The organism is Marinomonas ushuaiensis DSM 15871 (assembly GCF_000521805.1).
Taxonomy (GTDB): Bacteria; Pseudomonadota; Gammaproteobacteria; order Pseudomonadales; family Marinomonadaceae; genus Marinomonas; species Marinomonas ushuaiensis.
Genome location: NZ_JAMB01000002.1, coordinates 185,778 through 205,062, shown reverse-complemented (window position 1 = coordinate 205,062; position 19,285 = coordinate 185,778). Strand labels below are relative to the sequence as shown.

General features: G+C 45.1%; 16 protein-coding genes. 4 read left to right on the top strand and 12 right to left on the bottom strand.

Annotated features, from left to right (window positions below; all coding sequences use genetic code 11):
• Nucleotides 1-167: 167 nt before the first annotated feature.
• Nucleotides 168-614, top strand: a complete 447-nt coding sequence (locus MUS1_RS04400) for a MarR family winged helix-turn-helix transcriptional regulator (RefSeq protein ID WP_036159559.1) — start codon at nt 168-170, stop codon at nt 612-614.
• A 199-nt stretch (nt 615-813) separates the two neighbouring features.
• Here the strand turns inward: MUS1_RS04400 and MUS1_RS04395 are convergent, their stop codons facing one another.
• The 6 genes from MUS1_RS04395 to MUS1_RS04370 all read right to left on the bottom strand — a co-directional run bounded on the left by MUS1_RS04395 (nt 814) and on the right by MUS1_RS04370 (nt 6,854).
• Complete coding sequence (locus MUS1_RS04395; protein WP_036159557.1) at nt 814-1,875, bottom strand: ABC transporter ATP-binding protein; 1,062 nt, start codon at nt 1,873-1,875, stop codon at nt 814-816.
• A gap of 17 nt (nt 1,876-1,892) precedes the next feature.
• Nucleotides 1,893-2,747 (bottom strand): carbohydrate ABC transporter permease, encoded by an 855-nt coding sequence (locus tag MUS1_RS04390; RefSeq protein ID WP_051436102.1) that lies wholly within the window; start codon nt 2,745-2,747, stop codon nt 1,893-1,895.
• Nucleotides 2,744-3,697 carry a carbohydrate ABC transporter permease gene (locus tag MUS1_RS04385; RefSeq protein WP_051436101.1) on the bottom strand — a complete coding sequence of 318 codons (954 nt, stop codon included), beginning with the start codon at nt 3,695-3,697 and terminating at the stop codon, nt 2,744-2,746. Before MUS1_RS04385 ends, MUS1_RS04390 begins: the two co-directional genes overlap by 4 nt.
• The gene (locus MUS1_RS04380; protein ID WP_169731109.1) at nt 3,694-4,827 is read right to left on the bottom strand and encodes an ABC transporter substrate-binding protein; all 1,134 of its coding nucleotides are present in this window, start codon (nt 4,825-4,827) and stop codon (nt 3,694-3,696) included. Before MUS1_RS04380 ends, MUS1_RS04385 begins: the two co-directional genes overlap by 4 nt.
• A gap of 198 nt (nt 4,828-5,025) precedes the next feature.
• On the bottom strand, nt 5,026-5,961 hold the full coding sequence (locus MUS1_RS04375; RefSeq protein WP_051436100.1) for a nucleoside hydrolase: 936 nt from the start codon (nt 5,959-5,961) through the stop codon (nt 5,026-5,028).
• Nucleotides 5,961-6,854, bottom strand: a complete 894-nt coding sequence (locus tag MUS1_RS04370; protein ID WP_036159553.1) for a ribokinase — start codon at nt 6,852-6,854, stop codon at nt 5,961-5,963. Before MUS1_RS04370 ends, MUS1_RS04375 begins: the two co-directional genes overlap by 1 nt.
• 929 nt (nt 6,855-7,783) lie before the next feature.
• Between MUS1_RS04370 and MUS1_RS04365 the strand changes: the two genes are divergently transcribed.
• The gene (locus MUS1_RS04365; RefSeq protein ID WP_036159551.1) at nt 7,784-8,032 is read left to right on the top strand and encodes a hypothetical protein; all 249 of its coding nucleotides are present in this window, start codon (nt 7,784-7,786) and stop codon (nt 8,030-8,032) included.
• Between the two features lie 90 nt (nt 8,033-8,122).
• On the opposite strand, the gene cysK is transcribed toward MUS1_RS04365, so the two are convergent.
• Nucleotides 8,123-9,088, bottom strand: a complete 966-nt coding sequence (cysK, locus tag MUS1_RS04360; protein ID WP_036159549.1) for a cysteine synthase A — start codon at nt 9,086-9,088, stop codon at nt 8,123-8,125.
• Between the two features lie 209 nt (nt 9,089-9,297).
• On the opposite strand from cysK, the gene hrpA reads away from it, so the two are divergent.
• Nucleotides 9,298-13,155 carry an ATP-dependent RNA helicase HrpA gene (hrpA, locus tag MUS1_RS04355; protein WP_245595749.1) on the top strand — a complete coding sequence of 1,286 codons (3,858 nt, stop codon included), beginning with the start codon at nt 9,298-9,300 and terminating at the stop codon, nt 13,153-13,155.
• A gap of 70 nt (nt 13,156-13,225) precedes the next feature.
• Complete coding sequence (locus tag MUS1_RS04350) at nt 13,226-14,062, top strand: MlaA family lipoprotein (RefSeq protein ID WP_036159545.1); 837 nt, start codon at nt 13,226-13,228, stop codon at nt 14,060-14,062.
• Between the two features lie 126 nt (nt 14,063-14,188).
• Here the strand turns inward: MUS1_RS04350 and MUS1_RS04345 are convergent, their stop codons facing one another.
• The 5 genes from MUS1_RS04345 to MUS1_RS04325 form a co-directional block, all read right to left on the bottom strand.
• Entirely contained in the window at nt 14,189-15,307 is a 1,119-nt protein-coding gene (locus MUS1_RS04345; protein ID WP_036159543.1) for a PQQ-dependent sugar dehydrogenase, read from the bottom strand.
• Nucleotides 15,308-15,567: 260 nt separating this feature from the next.
• Nucleotides 15,568-16,080 (bottom strand): sugar O-acetyltransferase, encoded by a 513-nt coding sequence (locus MUS1_RS04340; protein ID WP_036159541.1) that lies wholly within the window; start codon nt 16,078-16,080, stop codon nt 15,568-15,570.
• 127 nt (nt 16,081-16,207) lie between these two features.
• Nucleotides 16,208-17,158 (bottom strand): transaldolase, encoded by a 951-nt coding sequence (tal, locus tag MUS1_RS04335; protein WP_036159539.1) that lies wholly within the window; start codon nt 17,156-17,158, stop codon nt 16,208-16,210.
• 5 nt (nt 17,159-17,163) lie between these two features.
• The gene (gene dusA / locus MUS1_RS04330) at nt 17,164-18,201 is read right to left on the bottom strand and encodes a tRNA dihydrouridine(20/20a) synthase DusA (protein ID WP_036159538.1); all 1,038 of its coding nucleotides are present in this window, start codon (nt 18,199-18,201) and stop codon (nt 17,164-17,166) included.
• A gap of 216 nt (nt 18,202-18,417) precedes the next feature.
• Complete coding sequence (locus tag MUS1_RS04325; RefSeq protein WP_051436099.1) at nt 18,418-19,155, bottom strand: AraC family transcriptional regulator; 738 nt, start codon at nt 19,153-19,155, stop codon at nt 18,418-18,420.
• Nucleotides 19,156-19,285 lie beyond the last annotated feature (130 nt).

The window sequence follows — 19,285 nt, the reverse complement described above, 5'->3', positions numbered from 1 at the left end:
TGTCCTGTTAAGATCTCAACAGAATCAAATAAGAACACTTGGTTGAAGAACCCTGAAGATCCAGCATGGGTCTACGGGTATAATCCTTTGACAGTGCCACTCGCTGGCTAATAGCTAAGATATCGATTAGGATACGTGGGCCGGCCCGTAATTTTGAGAGATATCGCATGAGCTCCACCGAAGATCGATCTGACGACTATAACTTGGACAGCCAGATTGGCTACCTTTTGCGACGCGCGCAGCAACGCCATGTCAGTATCTTCGCGGAACGCATGCTTGAAGGCTTAACGCCACAACAGTTTACGGTTTTGGTGCGACTGAAACAGATGGGTAAGATATCTCAAAACGAATTGGGACGCCAAGCTGGGATGGACCAAGCGACGATCAATGGCGTCGTGCAACGATTGAGCAAACGTGGATATATCAAAAAAAGCCCAAGCCCGACCGACAAGCGAATGGTGCTGTTGGAACCAACGGAAGACGCGCTTGCGGCGATGCATGACATGATCCCTGTTGGACGGGATATTACGAATGCGACCCTTGCGCCGCTTAGCGCGGATGAGGCGGACATGTTGCAGTCCCTCCTGAAAAAAATATCTGAGCCTACCATTTAGCACTACGGGTGCCGTGCTCCGCTATTCCTAGTCTGTAAGAAAAGATGGCACGCAGAACCCAAAGCGAAATTTACGTTTGGGCCCGCGTAGGGAAGGGGGGCTAGCTCGACGAACTTCCAAAACAATCATTGAATTTCTTTTCGTCGGAACCATCTGCCCCCCTCGTGATCAACGCCTGAACGGCGCTATCAGAGCGGCATTACAGCGTTTCAATGCGATTAGTCGTTTCTGCGTCAAACAAGTGTAGCTTGTCAGCCTGATAGGCGGCCTTTAGCGCTGCACCCGACTCCGCACTTACGCGCTCAGCCGTCACCAGTTTGACAGCGATCCCAGCAGCCGTTGTCGCCGAGATATGAGTTTCAGAACCAGTCGGCTCGACTTCATCAACTGTGATTTGCAGGGCGCCATTGGGATCTAGGGTCAAGTGTTCAGGACGAACGCCGACGATAACATCGCCAGTCACAGTGTCGGAGACCTTCATATCTACAAGCGTTCCGTCGGTCAGATGCACCTGACCACCTTCAGCTTTTGCTTTCAAAAAGTTCATCGCCGGTGCGCCAATAAAGCTTGCGACAAATAAATTTTGAGGGCGGTCATAAATGTCTAACGGTGCACCAATTTGTTGGGCGTAACCACCGTTCATGACAACGATCTGATCGGCCATCGTCATAGCCTCGATTTGATCATGCGTAACATAGATCATAGTCGAGCCCAAACGGCGGTGCATGGATCGTAGCTCTGTCCGCATTTGGCCGCGCATTTTGGCATCGAGGTTGGAGAGCGGTTCATCGAAAAGGAACACAGACGGATCTCGCACAATGGCGCGGCCCATCGCAACACGTTGACGTTGCCCACCGGAGAGCTTTTGTGGGCGACGATTTAGGTATTCCGTCAATCCGAGCATCTTCGCTGCGTCTTTTACTTTCGTCTCGATCTCAGCCTTAGGAACCTTAGCGACTTTGAGCGAGAAACCCATATTTTGAGCCACAGTCAGGTGTGGGTAGAGCGCGTAGTTTTGGAATACCATTGCGATGTCGCGCTCCGGGGACGAGATGTCATTAACAACTTTGTCGCCAATGATAACTTCACCGTCGCTGATTGCTTCGAGACCTGCGATCATGCGCAACAGTGTAGATTTGCCACAACCCGAAGGTCCTACGAGGATCGTAAAGCTGCCATCGGGGATATCAATATCGACCCCGTGAAGGACTTCATTGTCACCATACGCCTTACGGACCTGTGCTATTTTTACTTGAGCCATTTTGGGTATGCCTTCTTTTATTTGATGCCGCTGGAAGCGACGTTGCGGATGTAGAAGCGCTGGAACACAAGGAACGGAAGTGCTGCAACTACACAAACGATACTCATGGAGGAGAACAGCTGTCCCCAGTTTGCGCCTTCAAGGCTGATGTTCTTTGCAATTTCCACTTGTGCCACGGTCAATTCTGCTGACGGGGCAGCAACAAGCGGCCAGAAGAACGCTTCGAATTGGGTGATGAAAATCATAATGGAACCAGTGAGAATAACAGGCCATGAGACTGGCAATGCAATGGTCAGGAAAATCCGGAGCCACGACGCACCGTCGATGCGACCTGCTTCGTACAATTCACGCGGAATCGCCGCGAAGAACTGTCTGAACATCAAAATCACAAAACCGTTTGCCAATTCCGGAACGATCAAGGCCGAGTAGCTGTCGATCATACCAAGTGCGTTTACCAACATGTAGAGCGGCAATACGATGGCCTCGAAAGGCATCATGGCTGTCAGTAGGACCAACAAAAACAACGGTCCGCGAAACCGGAAATCAAAGGTCGCAAAGGCGAATGCAGCAGCCGCATTGACGAAGACGCCAACCACCATGGTCACGACAGCAATGAAGAGCGAGTTCCCAATGGCACGCGGAAAACCTGTTTCAAGAAGAGCAGTGTAGTTCTGGAACGTGAACGTTTCAGGCCAGATTGTATGCCATGAAAAACTGCTCGCATGCGCGAACATTTCTTGTGTCGGGCGTAGGGAGGACAAGAACATCCAAAGGAGCGGGGCCAGTGCGAGGACGGCCAAAGCCCACATAAGAGTGTAGCGTCCGAAATGTAAGATAGGTCTATTTGAGCCAGGGCGGGTTGTATCGCTCATTCGCCTTCTCCTGGTTTAAAAAACAGCATCTGAGCACAGGCCACGATCGCGACGAGAGCCAAAAGAATGCAAGATAATGAAAGGGCGCGGCCCCAATCCACAAACGTGAAAGAACTTTCGTATGCTCTGTACATCAGCGTATCGGTGGCGCCATTCGGACCGCCGCGTGTGATAATGAAAACAGGCGCAAAGAAGAGAAGGTTCACGGTGGTATCGGCCACAAACACAAAGAGGAACGTGCGCTTCATTTGCGGCAATGTGATAAACCGGAGTTGCTGCCAAGAGCTCGCTCCATCGACGTGCGCAGCTTCGTACAACTCCTCGGAAATACGGAACAGGCCCGCAAGAAGGAAGATCATGTAGTAGCCGGCGCCTTTCCACGTTGAAATCCAGATCATCGAACCAAGCGCCTGATCCTCATCAAAGAAGAACCCCTGACGCCCCATCGATGTGTGCGCAAGAATTGAGTTTACGAGCCCAAGGTTCGGGTCGAACAACAAGTTCCACATAACAGCCACAAGGGCCGTCGACATCGTCATCGGCAAGAAGAAGGAAACTCGGAAGAACGTTAGGAACCTACCTGGCGCAAAGACCAGAAGTGCCATGATGAATGCTACGAAAATCTGAAGCGGGTTAATGATGACGTTGAACAACAACGTTACGTAAACAGAGTTCCAAAAACTTGGGTCCGAAAAGAGCTCTTTATAGTTACCCAAACCATCGAATGCAGTCTCCCCCAGAAGGGATTGACTGGTGAAACTGCCCCCGATCGAAATTCCGATCGGGGTCAATCGGAATACAATGAGAAGCGCAACTGCCGGCAGCAGAAACATCAAGAGTGTCGCCCAGCTTGGCCTTTGTGGATCAAGAATTGGTTTTTTTCGTGCTGCCCTCGAAAAACGATTGGCAGCAGGGATTGCTACTGGTGTGTCGGGCTTTTTAGTCATCATTTTGCGTACTTCTTCAGTTCACGGTTCATTTCAACCGCAGCGGCACTCAGACGCTCTGCAACGTCAGAACCACTTTGGATTTCGCGAAGCGCATTGCGCAAAATTGAGTCATACTCAAGCCAGCCGCCGATAGATGGACGTGCCATTGCTGTGTTCTGAATCTCATATCGAGCCAATGTCCAAAGAGGCGTGTCCAACTTTTCGCTCATGCTATCCCAAGCTTCAGTGAGAACAGGTGGGTTTGCGCGCTTGTCAAAGTAAGCCGAGATGAACTCAGGGCTCGCAAGTGCCTGCACCAATTTTGCAGCTTCTTCTGGGTGCTCTGTGCGCGGGTTGATGCCAACATGCCAGCTGCCAGTTGGTGTTACAGGTGTGCCGCCTTCAAAGTAAGGCATAGGCGCGACTGTGAAATCCAAACCGTCGCGGCCTTCAGCTGCGATTGCGTCAGACACAACACCAGCAAACATGCCCACTTTACCATTTAGGAAAAGTTCCAATGCCAAGCTGTAGTCATACATGCCAGCAGGAGCAATCCCAGTGTTGTAGAGTTCGGCATAAGTAGACATAGCTTCGACAAATTTAGGGCTGTCAACGTAACCTGTTGCTGTAACCCCGTCTTCACCGATCAACGTCGCACCATTGGACTGCGGCATGACCAACGCCATGTAAGGGCTGTCACTGTAATGGAAGTTGAACCCCCAAGTGCTTTCGTCCAATTCGGAAATTGTTTTCCCTGCCGCAAGGACCTCTTCCCAAGTCCAACGGTCTGCTGGATCGTTGGTTGGTGCCTCGATGCCTGCTGCTTCGAACAAAGAGTTGTTCACCAGCATGACAACCGTGCTGCTTTCAATCGGTACAGACATCAGTTTTCCAGCTACCATACCTTGTTGTAGCGCCGCCGAAGTATAAATCTCGGACGCATCCGGCAAGATGTCGTCAAGTGCGGTAAGGTGCCCGCGCATCGTGTATGATGCGGTCATTGGGCCGTCGACAAAGAACAAATCTGGGTTTTCGTTGCGCGCCTGCAGGCGAACTTCGATCGCTGAGAACAATTGTCCAAACGGAAGTTGTTCGCTTGTAACCGTAATGCCGTCCGTTGTGGCTGCAGCATCGCTCAAGAGGCCAGCCAAGGCGCCGTCCGAAAAGGACAGACCGATAGTGCTAAGTTCAATATCATCGGCAGTTGCGGCACCAGCGACAAACATCGAAGCCGCCATTGCTAACGTAATGTGTTTGATATGTTTCATATTTTCATTCCTTTTTAGATAAGCCGCGATCTGCACGGATACAGGCCCTTCTGTGGGGCATTTTTTAACGTAGGTATGTGGTTAGCGATATTCGAGAATAGCCTCGATCATTGCGTCCACACAGGCGGGGCCATCAAGTTGCACGCCGACTTTTACATTCGGCTCGGGCAAGACTTCGCCTGGAAACGGTGCGATTTCACGCATGTCACATATTGTCATCCCACGAAGCTGGGGGCTGGCAAGCTCGACAGAGACTGCGGTATCGCGAAATTTGAATAGTTCAGGGTGCACCAATGATATAACAGCGCAAGGATCATGCATTGGGCCGTCAGGGTGCGTATAGCGTGCGGAATGTTGTTTGAGGTAAAACGCCAAAATTTCGGACGCATGTTGGCCAATTTTCGTCCCAGCATTTGCCAGCTGATCGACCTGAGTTTGCGACAGGCGGGCCTGATTGGTCAAATTCAACCCTGCCATCCGCAAAGGAATTCCAGAGCTCAAAACCATCTGTGCCGCTTCTGGATCTTTCCAGACATTTGCCTCTGCAAATGCCGCAACATTGCCGGTCGCAGTCGCGCCGCCCATAAAGGAAATCTCAGAAATCCAGTCCGCCAGTTTGGGCTCAATGCGCAGCGCAAGGGCGATGTTTGTCATCGGGCCCAGAACGATCAACGAAAGCGACCCGGCATGTGCGCGTCCCATTTCAATGAGAAACTCAACGGCACTGCGTGGATCTGCTTTTCGCTCTGTCTGGGGAATAGATTTTCCGCCTTGCAGTCCGTCATTGCCGTGGATCGCGGAAACAACAAAATCTCCAACAATTGGCTTACCTGCGCCGATTGCAACGGGCACATCCGACTGAGCCAAATCACAAATGCGAAGAGCATTTTGCGTCGTGTTATCGACTGTTGAGTTACCGAAAACAGTTGTTAGCCCAACTACGTCGAGCCGCCGTATCGCGTATAAGATTGCAAAAAAATCGTCGTGCCCAGGATCTGTGTCGATAATATATTTCATCAAAGAATACTCTCATTCGTAGGGGATTTTGGGGAAAATGCGTCCACTTCCGCAGCGGTCGGAATACTATCGGCAGCACCCAATCGTGTGACCTGAATAGCCGCCGCACGATTGGCGATTTCCAGACATGAACCCACGTCAACGCCATTCGTATAATGTGCCAAAAAATACCCGAAAAAAGTGTCTCCAGCGCCAGTTGTGTCAACAACACTCACGCGATGAGAGACAACCTTTGTCGTAATCTCTCCAGAGCGGAAGTATGCACCACGTTCACCTAGCGTAACCAGCAAATCAAACTGGCAGTTTGCCAATTCTTCAGGGCAATGTTGTTTAAGTTGCTCGAGTTCTATCTCGTTCACTGACAATATGTCGATATGTTTAAGTAAAGGGGAGACGGTCTCGCTGTCGAAGGGGGCCGCGCAATATGCGATCTTTAAGCCGTTCTTCTTAGCCTCAACAAGAACCTCTTCTGACAAGGTGACCTCGTTTTGAAACAAGAGCCAGTTTCCGTGGCCCACTTGCTTCAAGATTTCCATGAGTGGGGCGTAAGGAATGCCCGCATTCGCACCTGCACTGATCACGATCGCATTGTCACCGCTATGATCAACAAAGACATTCGCTAGGCCTGTATCGAGTTCAGCCGAAACTGAAACCGCATCAACGTTTACGCCGAGCTTCTCGATCTGCTCCAGCAGTTGCGTTCCATCCTCGCCGACAGCGCCTGCATGAATGACGTTCCCCCCAGCACGTGCGATTGCAACGGATTGATTGAGCCCCTTGCCGCCTAAACCAGACGCGCAGCTCTCAACCGTGATTGTTTCTCCCGCAACAGGGAAGTGCGGTACTTTGAAAGTCAAGTCTCTATTTATCGAGCCTATATTCACGATTGTCATCAACAATCCTCCGATCGTAGGCACCCCACATAGTGCGAAGTGCTTGTTTTAATCATTCTTGGTCAGATGTGCGGGGCTTCGTCTTTGCAACCAATATGATAAGAAGCTGATGTGGTTTCGCGTCCTCAACATTGTCTTCATCTATAGCCAGCAGTTTGTTAGTGTAAAAACAATCTATACGACTTATACATGCGATGTCAACCATGCGATGTCAACGGTTCTGCTTGTTTTTTGATGCATTTTGGGCAGGAGCCTAATTTTTGAACAAAGCTGATGAGTCGAACCACTTAAATTGTCAAGGCTGCTCGATCGTCGACTAGACGATCCAGCAGTCTTAAATACGGTTTAAAAACCATTTTCGGTTCTGGGTCTTGGGCTGTAGACGCTCCTCAAAATAACACCAATACTTTCATACTGTTTTCAGTATGAAAGAGACATAGAGTGCAAGTAAGAGAGGCATGGATCTGCTAAAAAAATTTTCTTGGAGAGGCTTAGTCAGGTTATTAACGTAGTTTGGTTATGAGAAGAAAGAAATAACAGAATCGCAAGTACATTTTTAGTACAAGGGCAAACTTGCTTTTATTCGTGATGCTGTGATCTATGACACCATGCCACTGAAATAGCCTAATATTGAATGTCGCCGTTCGGTTGATGAGTATCTTTTGTCTTATAAAGAGCCGAATTGCACGTTTCAAAAATCTTGCAAAGGTTCATTCAATATTAAAACTAATGAGGCGTTGTGTTGAGTAAACTGCGCTGGCGACTGAAGGGCAAAGTTTAAGTACTTTTGTGTGTGATGCCATTCGAGAGAAAATAGTAAAAATAAATTTACACTGCTTAGATTAAGGGTCTCGATTTAATCGTCACTTTCAACTCCACGAATACTCCTGCTATCCTTGCCGTATTTAAGACCTTACAGAGAAAGTAAAATGATTAATAACAATGATGTAATTGAAACCTTAGACGAACTTGAAGCCTTTTTGTATGCGATTGAAACGGGTGGCCTTGGTTTGGCGAATGTAGAAGGGGTGGCATTGGCGACAAATAATACGGATGGTCGTCCGTTTATTGCGGTATTGGATGATAAGCAGCAGTTGATTTTAGGCCGTTGGGTAAGCCAAGACGTTTATGAAAATGGTAAAGACATGGTTCGTCACGGTACGAAGAAAGTACATTAACCGATACCAGAAATACATTCGTTTATAAAAAACAAAAAAATCCCGCTTAAGCGGGATTTTTATTAGATTTATTTACATTATGGTTATTTATTACTGAACCAATTCGTTGTCTGAGAATTCACCTTCAAACAAAGCAGTAGACAAGTAGCGTTCGCCTGAGTCTGGCAAGATCACGACGATTTTCTTATCCGCGAATTCGGCTTCTTTGCTCATTTTTTCTGCGGCAACCACGGCGGCACCACAAGAAATACCACATAGAATACCTTCTTCGCGCATTAAGCGTTTTGCCATAGCGATGGCGTCTTCATTGGAGACTTGTTCAACGCGATCAATAATAGAAAGGTCGAGGTTTTTCGGGATGAATCCCGCACCGATGCCTTGGATTTTGTGAGGTGCTGGTGTTGGTGTTTCGCCATTCATTGTTTGTGTAATGACAGGAGACGTTGTTGGTTCTACAGCAACACTGGTGATGGCTTTGCCTTGCGTATTTTTAATATAACGACTCACGCCTGTGATTGTGCCGCCAGTGCCTACGCCAGCAACCAAAACGTCAATCTCGCCGTTTGTGTCTTTCCAGATTTCTGGGCCTGTAGTTTGTTCATGGATTTCTGGATTGGCTGCGTTTTCAAACTGTTGAAGGTGTACGAAGTTGTCGTCTTGTGCAATTTCTTCTGCTTTGGCAATGGCGCCTTTCATGCCTTTAGCTGGTTCGGTCAATACGATGGTCGCACCGAGAGCTTTCATTACTTGGCGGCGTTCAACGCTCATGCTAGATGGCATAGTGATGGTAATAGGGTAACCACGAGACGCGGCAACGAAACATAAGGCGATGCCTGTGTTACCGCTTGACGCTTCTACCAGTGATTTGCCTTTGGTTAGAATGCCTTTTTTCTCTGCGTCCCAAACCATGTTAGCGCCGATACGACATTTTACAGAAAATGCAGGGTTACGAGATTCAAGTTTTGCCCAGATATTACCATTACCAATGCGATTTAGACGGACAAGTGGCGTGTTGCCAATGGTAAGGGAGTTATCTTCAAATACGTGGTTAGTCATGCCATTTCCTTTTTAGGTCAATTGGTTGCTGATTATCATTACTGTATACGTTTCACTATAACCTCTTGATGGGGATTAATGTTAGAATTTCCAACTATATAGATAGAAGATACGCGCACCGCTTTTGTTATTTGAAAAAATACGCATCAGCGGCGTAAGCGCCCATTAGACAGGATACCTTTTTAGATACCATGGAAAATCATGCTGTGATGACACGAGACCGTCATCTTATTGTCCGTAAAAAAGCACAACTCGCGAAACGTCAAAAAGACGGCTTACCCAGTGATCGTATGGTGAACGAAGTGGACGCTATGGTCGAAAAATCCAGTGCTTTGTATCAAGCGCGGATGGCTCGTATGCCAAAAATCACCTACGACGAAAGCCTTCCGGTTGCCGCGCGTGCGGATGAGATTATCAAGGCGATAGAAGATAACCAAGTCATTATTATTGCGGGTGAAACGGGTTCAGGTAAAACCACACAATTGCCCAAAATGTGTCTGCAAGCTGGTCGCGGTATCGCCGGTATTATTGGTCATACTCAACCAAGACGACTTGCGGCTCGAAGCGTAGCAGAACGTATCAGTGATGAGTTGCAAGTTAGCCTTGGTGAGCAAGTAGGCTTTCAGGTTCGTTTTAGTGACGAAAGTACCGAAGAAACCCTGATTAAGTTGATGACAGACGGTATTTTGTTAGCAGAAATTCAACAGGATAATCTGCTGTATAAATACGACACCATCATCATAGATGAAGCGCATGAACGCAGCTTAAATATCGACTTTTTGTTGGGGTATTTGAAGCAAGTACTGGCCGCTCGTCCTGATTTAAAAGTCATTGTCACATCGGCAACCATAGACGTAGAACGTTTTTCAGCTCATTTTGACAACGCGCCTGTGATTGAAGTGTCTGGTCGAACCTATCCTGTAGAAGTACGTTATCAGCCTTTATTGAGCAAATCAGATTCCGAAGAGTTAGACGAAGACCAAAGTATGGAAAAAGGCGTGCTTGATGCGGTTGAATTATTGATTGCGGAAGAGCGACAATCTGGCTATCGCGGTGCTGGCGACATTTTGGTGTTTTTACCTGGTGAACGTGAGATTCGAGAAACCGCTGAAATTTTACGCCGAGCAGAATTAAGATCCCTTGAGGTCTTGCCTTTGTATGCCAGATTGAGCGCTAGCGAGCAGAAACGAATTTTCAAATCGCATTCAGGTCGTCGTATTGTGTTATCGACCAACGTCGCGGAGACCTCGTTAACGGTTCCAGGTATTCGTTATGTGATTGATCCGGGGTTGGCTCGTATTAGTCGTTACAGTGTTCGTTCTAAAGTCCAACAATTACCAATTGAAAAGATCAGCCAAGCCAGTGCCAATCAAAGAGCAGGGCGATGTGGTCGTGTGGCCGATGGTATTTGTATTCGTTTATACGATGAAGCGGATTTTGATACGAGGGCGGAATTTACCGATCCAGAAATTTTCCGTACTAATTTGGCCTCTGTTATTTTGCAGATGGCAAACTTACGTTTGGGTGCGGTTGAGAAATTCCCGTTTGTTGAAATGCCTGAAAAACGCATGATCAACGATGGTTATCGCGCTTTGACAGAATTAGGTGCTTTGCATAAAGAGCGTTTAACACCAATTGGTCGTCAACTTGCTAAATTACCGATTGATCCTAAATTAGGTCGGATTTTGATTGCCGCTCAGCAGCACAGTGTTTTAAAAGAAGTGGCGATTATTGTCAGTGCCTTATCGGTTCCTGATCCTCGTGAACGTCCTCAAGATAAGAAAACCCAATCTGACCAAGCGCATGCGGTCGACAAAGACGAAGACTCTGATTTTGCCGTTTTTTTGAATTTATGGGAACGCTACGAAGTCCAACGCCAAGAATTATCGCAAAATCATTTACGTCAATATTGTCGTAAGCAATTTTTGAATTTCATGCGAATGCGAGAATGGCGTGACATTCATCGCCAGATCACGATTGCTTGTAAGCAACTTGGCTTCAAAGAAGTCGACCATGAAGAGCGTCATTACGAAGCCATTCATCGGTCTTTATTGGCAGGCTTGTTTACCCAAGTTGCCAACAAAATGGAAGACAGCAAAGACATGCTGGGTTGTCGGTCACGCAAGTTGTCTATTTTTCCTGCGTCTATGTTATTCAAAAAACCGCCGCAATGGATTATGGCGGCTGAGTTAGTTGAAACCAGTAAACTTTATGCCCGAGTAACGGCTAAAATTGACCCTGCTTGGATTGAAGAGTACGCTGCACCGTTTGTCAAACGCCAATACTTTGATCCGCATTTTGAGCGTAACCAAGGCCGCATTATGGCGAGCGAACAGGTCTCGCTTTATGGCTTGGTGATCGTCGCTAAACGCCGCATTGATTATGGTCATGTTAATCCAGAAGAAGCTCGTGAAATCTTCATTCGTTCTGGGCTAGTGGAAGGCGAATTACGTACCAAACAGGCATTTTTTCGTAAGAATAAAGCTCTGATTGAATCGTTAGAAACCCAAGAAGCGAAATTGCGAAAACGCGATATTTTAGTCGACGATGAAACCGTATTTAATTTTTATGACAAGCGTCTGCCAGCGGATGTTCGTAACTTAAAGAGCCTAGAGTATTTTGTTAAGCAATCGCCTGATGTTTTGTTGATGTCACGGGAAGATCTAATCAATCAAGATGTCAATGTGGATGACATAGCGTTTCCTGATTCCTTTGGTTTAAATGGTGTCGCCTTACCCATTGATTATACATTTGATCCGGGAAAAACAACTGATGGTGCGACACTAAAAGTGCCTGTTGGTTTGTTGCGTCAGTTGAGTTTGGACGATCTTGGATGGGCAGTTCCGGGCTTTATTAAAGAACGTTGCGAGGCGCTGTTACGAAGTTTGCCTAAAGTCTTGCGTCGGCGTTTTGTGCCGATTCCTCAATTTGTTGATCGTGTTTATCCTAACCTTTCAAAAGACAAAGGTGACTTGCTTGAGCAGCTTAGTTTGCAAATCAAGCGAGAAACGCTGATCGATATTCCATTAAACGAGTGGAATGCAGAGAAATTGGACTCTCACCTTACTTTGAATTTAGAAGTGGTTGATGAGCGTGGGAAAATTCTTGGTGTTGGTAAAGACCTTGCACAATTACAAACTCAGTTTAGTGATCTTGTGCAAGAAAGCTTTGCCAAGTTTGGAACCAAGCAACATGAACAAGAAGGCTTAACGGGTTGGCCAGACCAAGACATTCCTGAGCGCCAAGAGATCAAACAAGCAGGCATTAAAGTGACGGCGTTTCCTGCCTTAGTCGCAGACGGTGACAAAGTCTCGTTGAAGATGTTTGATGACCGAAATACCGCCATCGAAACACACCGAAAAGGTGTGATTACCTTATTGAAATTAACGCTCAGTAAAGAAGTGCGTTATTTACAAAAGAACTTACCTCATCTAAAAGAGTCGATGTTGATCTTTTCACCTTTGGGCCATAAAGAAACCTTGTTGAATGATTTGCTCAATGCGGTATTAGATAAGGTGTTTTTAGATGGGCGTGCTTTGCCTCGTACCAAGGCGGAATTCGAGCAGACTGTATTGACCCATAAGCCGCATTTAATCACGGTGGCAAATGAAATGGCAGAACAACTTTACCGAGTGCTTTCTTCTTATCAGGGTGTTGCTAAAAAGATGAAGGGAAGCATTCCATTGCCTTGGACCAGAATTTATGGCGACATCAAGGTTCAACTTGGGCAGCTTATTTACCCCGGTTTTATAGGCAATACGCCACTGTATTGGCTGGGGCAATTGCCTCGTTATTTCAAAGGCATTGAAGTGCGTTTAGAGCGTTTTCAAAATCATTTGAACAAAGAAAATGCTTATGTGTCTGAATTGGAAGGTTTGTGGCAAACCTATACCAGACAGAAGAAAGCCCACGACGAGAAAACACTATACGACCCAGAGCTAGTGAAGTACCGTTGGATGTTAGAAGAATATCGTATTTCTTTGTTTGCTCAATCCGTTGGTACATTAGAGCCTATTTCGGATAAACGTCTTTCTAAGCAGTGGCAAGACGTTAAAAAATTGGTTTAATTTATAGATAAGGGTTTGGCTTTCTAGCCAAACTCTGTGTGTGAAGTTTTACAAGTTAAGGGTAGTGAAAATGTTTAAAGTAATAGGCACTTTACTTTTTGGCTCTATGTTATTGCTTGTGCAATCTTGTGCGCATGTGCCGGTAGAAACCAAAGAAGATCCATGGGAAGGATTTAACCGTTCCATGTTGACGTTTAATGACACGTTAGATGGCGCTATTTTGAAACCGGTCGCAAAAGGCTATAAAGCGGTAACACCAACACCCGTGCAAAAAGGCGTGAGTAATTTTTTCTCTAACCTTGGTGAAATTGGCAATATCACTAATAATCTGTTGCAGGGCAAGTGGGATGGCACTGCGTCTTCAACTTGGCGCTTTATTATTAATAGTACCGCTGGCTGGTTGGGTATTTTTGATGTGGCAAGTGAACTTGGTTTAAAAGAATACGACGAAGACTTTGGACAAACCTTAGGATATTGGGGTGTATCATCTGGGCCTTATTTGATGTTGCCTTTCTTTGGTCCTTCTACTTTACGTGACGGTGCTGGATTGGTGGTGGATTATACCGCCTATGATAGTGGCGAAGACTTGCTGTTGGACTTAACATATGAAGAATACCTTGCCACACTTGCATTAGACGTTGTGGAAACTCGTGCTCGACTATTGAGCGCTGAGTCGTTAATTTTTGGTGATCGATACACTTTTATTCGAGATGTGTATTTACAGACCCGAGCTTTTGAAGTGTACGACGGCAATGTTCCTGACAACCAAAATCAATCAGAGGGTGAAGGCTTTGAGGATGACAGTTTTGGTGATGACAGCTGGGGTGAAGAAGAGGATTCTTGGGGTGACGAATCAGAGTTTGAGGATTCTTGGGGCGATGATTCCACCGATAGTTGGGAGGAATAAGTTTTTTCTTAATTCATCACTAAAACGAGCATAAAATTGGATATCAAAATTGATCGAAAAAAAGACTCATTTTATAGCTGAAATGAGCCTTTATTGTTTTTCTCAATCTGTATTTCGTCTAATTATTTATTGAAGAGATGTTTGTACAGCTAATGTTATTTTGAGAAGCTTTCCAGAATCTGTGCCAATATAAAGCGCGCCTTTAGAGTCTTGTGCAATAGAACGAAGACGTTCAGCCAGATTCTCTAAATAACGAGTTTCAGTGGTTTTACCGTCTGTGGCAATTTTCACCTTGTTCAAATGTCTTAACGCCAATGCGGTTGATAGAAAATCGCCATTCCAATTGGAAAACAACATGCCTTGGTAACGTAGTAGGCTGCTTGGTGCGATAGAAGGAATAAACACCTTAGCTGGGTTGTCTATGCCGTCTTTTGTTGTACCTTCACCAATGCTCGCTGCGCCTGAATATTCTTTACCGTAAGAAACGATCGGCCAGCCATAGTTAGCAGCAGGGCGTATTAGGTTTATCTCATCACCGCCTTTTGGGCCATGCTCATTTGACCAAAGTGTTTGAGTATTTTGATCATAAAACAAGCCTTGAGGGTTTCTGTGTCCATAACTCCATATTTCATTTTTGATATTGGCATGAGAAACAAACGGGTTATCAGCAGGCACTTGGCCGTTTAAACTTAAACGAATAATAGAACCAGCATGATTGGTTAAGTCCTGAGCATTTTCCCGAACACCTCTATCACCGATAGAGAAAAACACATGCCCTTTATCATCAAAAACAATACGACCACCATAATGCTTTGTGTAGGGCGATGCTGATTCTGTCACTAACAAGTCTTCCCATTGGGTCAAATCGTTATTGACTAAAAGAGCTCTTGCTAATGTTGTACGTGAACCTTCAGCAGATGGTTTTACATAGGTGAAATACAACCAAGCCTGTTTATCAAATTCTGGTGATTTTGCCACATCCAATAAACCACCTTGGCCTTTACTGTCGATATTTGGTAATCCAGTAAGAGGCTGTTTTTCTCCACTGGTTAAATTAACCCGATAAGCGTCACCTTTTTGAATGGTGACAATGGCTTCTTGATCATTAAGTAACGCAATACCCCATGGCGTGCCATCAAATTGCGTTACTTGTTTAATATTCAGTGAATCGTCAACAATGACAGCATTTGAGGCGTTAGCGTTTAGCACCATGAGACTGGCTAAAAATAGTATCCAATTTTTCATAAGGCGACCTCTCCCGCGAATGTTTATGCATCTAGTATAGCGAAAAACACAGAGAAAATAGGGTGTGGAGCAGGACTTCCTTTGCAATTACTGATTACTTACCTAGTTGAATGAAGTATTCAAATAAATGTTCATTAAGGAATAAAAAGACGTGGTTCTACCTCTATCTTGCAAAAAAAACTATAAGAGAAATGACAGGGAAATAACAAATGAGATGAAATGGAAAACGGATGAAAAGAGGACAATAAATACGATCAAAGTTATCCGAAATAACGCTCGTTTTCTTGTACATTTCGGGTCACAACTGTGTTAGCTGCAATAATGGCGTTATCGTCAATTGTGATGCCGGGTAAAATTTTAGCGCCACCTCCGATCCAAACATTATTGCCAACTGTGATGGGACGAGAGAAGCATTCACCAGCGGCGCGTAAGTTGGCTTCTCTTGGGTGATCTACCGTATACAAATGAGCCCCTGGGCCAATCAGAACATTGTCACCAATATGAATCGTAGCGCTGTCTAAAAAAACGCAATGGAAATTAATGTATACGTTTTCGCCAATGTGGATTTGTGATCCATAATCGCACTGAAAACCCGGTTCAATCACCAGACTACCAAATTCGGCAAAAAGTCGAGTAATATGGCGCAAGTTTCCCTTACTCGGATGCGCATTAAACTTCGCACAAGCAAGGCGAGCCGCTTCTCTACGTAAGCGTAGGTCGGTGTCGATGCCATTAAAAGATTCACCACGGATCATCTTTTCGAATTCAGTCATGTCAGTTCCTATTATTTTAATAAGAGGCTCAAATAAAAAGCTCAAATAAAAAACGCGGCATCTTTCCTATATTTCTACAGGTGAGCCGCGTTTTTATATCAATAGCACTTCTTAATGAAAGCTAAGCTTACAGCATAGAAGCCAAAGTCACTTCTAACTTACGCTGATCAACAGCAAAGTTACGGATGCCTTCAGACAATTTCTCAGTCGCCATAGCGTCTTCATTCATTGCCCAACGGAAACCAGCTTCAGTAATTGAAGCTGGTGCGGCTTTTACGTTCGTTGTTGGAATCAATTTACGCTCAAGTTTGCCTTCGTCTTTCTTCAATTCTTCAAGCAAGTTCGGGCTAATCGTTAGACGATCACAACCAGCAAGCTGCTCGATTTCGCCAAGGTTACGGAAACTCGCGCCCATAACCACTGTTTTGTAACCGTGCTCTTTATAGTAGTTGTAGATTTCAGTCACAGAAACCACACCTGGGTCTGTTTCTGCTGTGTATTCTTGGCCAGTGGATTTTTTGTACCAATCAAGGATACGACCAACAAAAGGTGAGATCAGGTAAACACCGGCTTCAGCACAGGCTTGCGCTTGAGCAAAAGAGAACAACAAAGTTAGGTTGCAGTTGATGCCTTCTTTCTCTAGCTCTTCTGCTGCTTTGATGCCTTCCCAAGTAGAAGCTGCCTTGATCAATACACGATCACGAGTGACGCCAGCTTCTTCATAAAGTGCAATCAGTTTACGAGCTTTCGCTAGGGTTGCTTCTTTATCAAAAGACAAACGCGCATCCACTTCTGTAGAAATACGGCCTGGAACGTATTTAAGAATTTCAGTGCCAACAATCACCGCTAGCTTGTCACCAGCGTCTAGGATTTGTTGTTCCTTGTCATTGCTTTGGGTTTTCGCCCAAGCAACCGCTTGTTCTAGGAAAGGAGCGTATTCAGGGATTTGTGCTGCTTTTAGCATCAAAGACGGGTTCGTTGTTGCATCTTCTGGTAAAAAGTCTTTAATCGCCGTGATATCACCGGTATCGGCCACAATGGTTGTGAACTCTTTTAATTGAGATAACTTATTGCTCATTGCTCTTATCCTTTGTGTTGATGATGTTTGACCAAATCAATGGCCTCTAATAATACATGTATTTTTGCGTCGGCTTTATGACCATTTTCAGAAAGGTAACGACGAAACTGTTTTCCGCCGGCTTCTCCTTGGAAAATACCCAAAATATGTCGAGTTAGATGCATAAGTCGCTCACCTTCCTCTAATTTACGTTCCACATAAGGAACGAACGCTTCCAACGCCGCATAGCGATCGGTAACAAGGGTTTGCCCCCCAAATATTTGTTCGTCTACTTGACTCAATAACCAAGGGTTGTGATACGCCTCGCGGCCCATCATGACACCGTCTACTTTGGTTAACTGCTCTTGACTCTCTGCTATGGTTTTAATGCCACCATTAATAATGATTTCAAGGTCAGGAAAGTCTTGTTTTAATTGATGCACATAATGGTATTTAAGCGGAGGCACCTCACGGTTTTCCTTCGGACTTAGGCCTTGTAAAATCGCATTACGCGCATGAACGATAAAAGTTGTTACACCAGTGGTTGCTATTTCGCCAACAAAATCGCGGACAAAGTCATAAGATTCTTCATCGTCCAAACCAATGCGATGCTTAATGGTGACAGGAAGAGCACATGAATCCTGCATGGCTTTCATCGCATCTTTGACTTTTTCAGGGTGCGCCATCAAGCAGGCACCAATCAAACTGTTTTGAACGCGATCACTTGGGCAGCCGACGTTTAGATTAACTTCATCGAAATCATTTTGTTCCGCCATCTTCGCACACTTACCTAAATCTTTTGCATCAGAACCACCAAGCTGCAAAGCAAGAGGGTGCTCACATTCATCGTAGCGTAAAAAACGTTCTGGGTGATTGCCGAGTAACAAGGCACTGGACGTTACCATCTCAGTGTAAAGCAGGGTTTGCTTGGTTAATGTTCTCGCAAAGACTCTATAATCGGATGTAGTCCATTCCATCATGGGTGCGATAGAAAAGCGTCGATCAAGTGTGTTGCTTGTGTTTAAAGGCTTTGAACTGTTTTCTATGACTTTTTCGTCTGTCATTAATTTAGTCTTTTATAATCGAAATTAGATGTTTCTGGTGGCTTAGCGCTAAAAGAAAGGCTGCATTATTTTTTTCAGCACTTGAGTGTTAGTGCATTTGTTTATCTGATGGCGTGATTATGTCATAAAATTACATAAATTCTAATAGGGGGTGGTCGTTACTTTGGAAAGAAGGAGAGAAAGAGCTGTTTTATGATCATTATAGAAGTGAATATTCTAATATTTTCGAAGGTGTTTAGGAGAGTGGCCATAATTGCGCTGGAATGAGTGTGTCATCGCACTTTGGTTACTAAATCCTGTTTCTTCAGCAATAATAGAGAGTGGTTTATTGGTTGTGATAATTAAGTCATAAGCTTTTTCTAAGCGTTTTTTCAAAATAAATTGATAAGGGGTGATAGCGGTTTCGTTGGTGAAAAGTTCACTGAAATGACCAGAGCTGACATGATGCATTTCTGCTAGTTGTGTTACGGACAGTTTTTGATCAAGGTTCTCATCAATAAAACGTGTGATTGAGTTAATATTAAGTTTTGAACGGATCTTGTTCTCAGGTTTGTCTCCAAGAATTCGATGGTGCAATGAAGCCATAAAACCAAGTGTGCAGCCGTCTAGAGCTTCAGGGAAAAAGTCGAAATTGTTGGATTCTTTATCTAAATAAGAAATAAGCAGCTTTAGGTTGTCATCAATAGAGAAGTAACGAGGTTGTTCAAATAGGTTTTCTAAGCGGCTGTTTAATTGTATGTTCGGAATGTCGATAATGATGTGGCTATTGTCACCAATACCTTCAAAAAAATGAGTTTCGCTGGCTGGAGCTAGACATCCAGTGTGACTATTTACGACACCTCCTTTTCCGTCAATTTCAAATAATGCATGCCCTTTTACAGCGAGAATGAGTTGATGGTGATTGTGATTATGTTGATCGCATGCGTTCGGCAAAATAATGTTTCGAATATGCATTTCATACCTAATATTTCGTCAATATAATAACAGTGTTACATTTTCTTTAGGTAAGTCAATAAAATTTACCACTTACTGGATTGGAATTAACCTCTTTTGAGACCATTTCTTGTCTTCACTGCATAACCCA